General features: G+C 70.9%; 4 protein-coding genes. 2 read left to right on the forward strand and 2 right to left on the reverse strand.

Annotated features, from left to right (window positions below; all coding sequences use genetic code 11):
* Positions 1–26 precede the first annotated feature (26 nt).
* Positions 27–596 carry a DUF4142 domain-containing protein gene (locus Q0588_RS01930; protein WP_298743257.1) on the reverse strand — a complete coding sequence of 190 codons (570 nt, stop codon included), beginning with the start codon at positions 594–596 and terminating at the stop codon, positions 27–29.
* A 93-nt stretch (positions 597–689) separates the two neighbouring features.
* Between Q0588_RS01930 and dusA the strand changes: the two genes are divergently transcribed.
* Both dusA and Q0588_RS01940 read left to right on the forward strand, forming a co-directional pair.
* Positions 690–1,703, forward strand: a complete 1,014-nt coding sequence (gene dusA, locus Q0588_RS01935) for a tRNA dihydrouridine(20/20a) synthase DusA (RefSeq protein WP_298743258.1) — start codon at positions 690–692, stop codon at positions 1,701–1,703.
* Positions 1,704–1,822: 119 nt separating this feature from the next.
* On the forward strand, positions 1,823–2,134 hold the full coding sequence (locus Q0588_RS01940) for a hypothetical protein (RefSeq protein ID WP_298743260.1): 312 nt from the start codon (positions 1,823–1,825) through the stop codon (positions 2,132–2,134).
* Here the strand turns inward: Q0588_RS01940 and Q0588_RS01945 are convergent.
* On the reverse strand, positions 2,131–2,319 hold a 189-nt coding region (locus Q0588_RS01945), incomplete at its 5' end, for a DUF4126 domain-containing protein (protein ID WP_298743262.1). The genes Q0588_RS01940 and Q0588_RS01945 overlap by 4 nt on opposite strands.

Here is a 2,319-nt window from a genome sequence, read left to right on the forward strand (position 1 = left end):
CCTTCCACGCCCCCCGGAGGCGGCGGCTACATCGCCGACTTGATCTGTTCGACCTGACGCAGGTGGGCCTCGATCTTGGGGACCACCGACCGGGCGTGCGCGGCCAGCGGCGAGTCCTGGTCCGAGAAGCCGCGGTGCAGGGTCAGGGCCTCGTTGTGGGCGGCGATCTGCTGGTCGACCCAGGTCCGGTCGAAGTTTTCCGCCGAGGCCGAGCGCAGGTTGTCGATCAGCCCCTGGCGGCGCTGGTCCAGCGCCGTCGGCGGCGTCAGGTCAGGCGCGGCCTGGGGAAGCATGGCCTTCATGGCGTTCGACGCGGCCGTGTGATCGGTCTTGAGCATGGTCGCCAGTTCCTTGACCTGGGCGTTCTGCGAACGCTCCAGCGCGATGTCGGCCGCCTGGATCTCGTACATGTCGCCCATGGCGGCGTTCGGGACATAGGCCGAGACCATGTTCGAGCCCATGGTCGCGGCCGAGGTCTGGCCGACGGGGCCGGCCGCCATGTCCTGGGCCTTGTCGACGGCCTCCGGGCTCTGTTCCGGGTTGCAGGCGGCCAGCAGGGCGACGCAGGCGGCGCCGGCGAGAAGTGGTCTGATCATGGGATGTCCTCCTTGAGGCCCGGGGAACCGGGGCCAACGCCAAAGGTTCCTGCCGTCGCTTCGGTCCTGACTTCGGTGTATGCAGCGCCCCCGATGGACCGCCGCCTCTCGATCGCCCCGATGATGGACTGGACCGACCGGCACTGCCGGGCGTTCCATCGCACCCTCACGTCCCGGGCCCTGCTCTATACGGAGATGGTCACCGCCCCCGCCGTCATCCATGGCGACCGGGAGCGGCTGCTGGGGTTCGATCCGGTCGAGCACCCGGTGGCGCTGCAGCTGGGCGGCTCGGAGCCGGACCAGCTGGCCGAGGCCGCCCGCGTCGGGGAGGCCTTCGGCTATGACGAGATCAATCTCAACGTCGGCTGTCCGTCCGACCGCGTGCAGTCGGGCCGGTTCGGAGCCTGTCTGATGCGCGAGCCGGCCCTCGTCGCCGACTGCATGGCCGCCATCAAGCGGGCGGTGTCGGTCCCGGCCACGGTCAAATGCCGCATCGGCGTCGACGACCAGGACCCGCAGTCCGCCCTGTTCGAGACCGTCGACGCCTGCGCCGCCGTCGGCGTCGAGGTCTTCATCGTCCATGCCCGCAAGGCCTGGCTGCAGGGCCTGTCGCCGAAGGAGAACCGTGACGTGCCGCCGCTGGACTACGGCCTCGTGCGTCGTCTGAAGCGCGAGCGGCCGCGGCTGTCGGTCACCATCAACGGCGGCGTCGCCTCCCTGGACGAGGCGGAGGCCCATCTCGACGACGCGGACGGCGTCCGGCTGGACGGCGTCATGCTGGGCCGCGCCGCCTATCACGAGCCGGCCATCCTGGGCCAGGCGGACCGGCGGCTGTTCGGCGCCGCGACCGCGGACGTCGACGCCTTCGAGGCCGTCGAACGCTACCGGCCCTATATGGCCGCCCGCCTGGCCGAAGGCGTGCATCTGGCGGCCATGACCCGGCACATGCTGGGCCTGATGCATGGCCGGCCGGGGGCGCGGGCCTTCCGCCGTATCCTGACGGTCGAAGCGGTGAGGCCGGGCGCCGGGCCGGAGGTCGTCGATCGCGCGGTCGCGGCGGTCCGCGAGGCCGAGCGCCGGGCCGGGTGTCGCACCGAAGCCGCCTGACCGACGCCCGGCGCCCTGCTGATGCAACGGGAGCACACCGGCGGCGCTTGTCGTGCGTTAACCCTCTGCACCGGGAACATTGCGGCGCCGCTTCGCATTGGCTTGGCAGGAGTTCGCCCATGCCCAAGAATCCGCCCGCCAAGCCTGACCTGCGCCTCGTCCCGGGCGACGCCGAAATCTATGATCTGATGCGCAAGCCGGAGACCACGTCCGAACGGGTCAAACGCCTGCAGATGGAGGCTCGCGCCCTCGCGGTGGAGCAGGTTGAGGGGCTGGAGAAGGTGCTGCTCGAGGCGTCGCGCCTGGCCAGGGAGATCGCCGACGGCGGCGACGCCTATCCGGTCGGGGCCCGCGAACTGGCCGGCCGGCTGTCGTCGGACCTGTCCTCGAAGGCCGAGACCCTGAAGGCCATCGTCAGTCGCAGCCTCTAGGCAGGCCGCGCCGCCCGTCCTTCGCGGATCCGGCGCGCCAGCCGGAAGACGATGACCGCGAGCACCAGCAGCACCAGCGGAATGATGATCGGAGCCAGTAGGGCCACGATCACCGTGAGGAAGGCCAGCACGTCCTCGATCAGCGACACCACCGGATTGCCCAGCCCGCCCGTGGTCGCCGTCGA

The organism is uncultured Brevundimonas sp., assembly GCF_937870815.1.
GTDB lineage: Bacteria > Pseudomonadota > Alphaproteobacteria > Caulobacterales > Caulobacteraceae > Brevundimonas.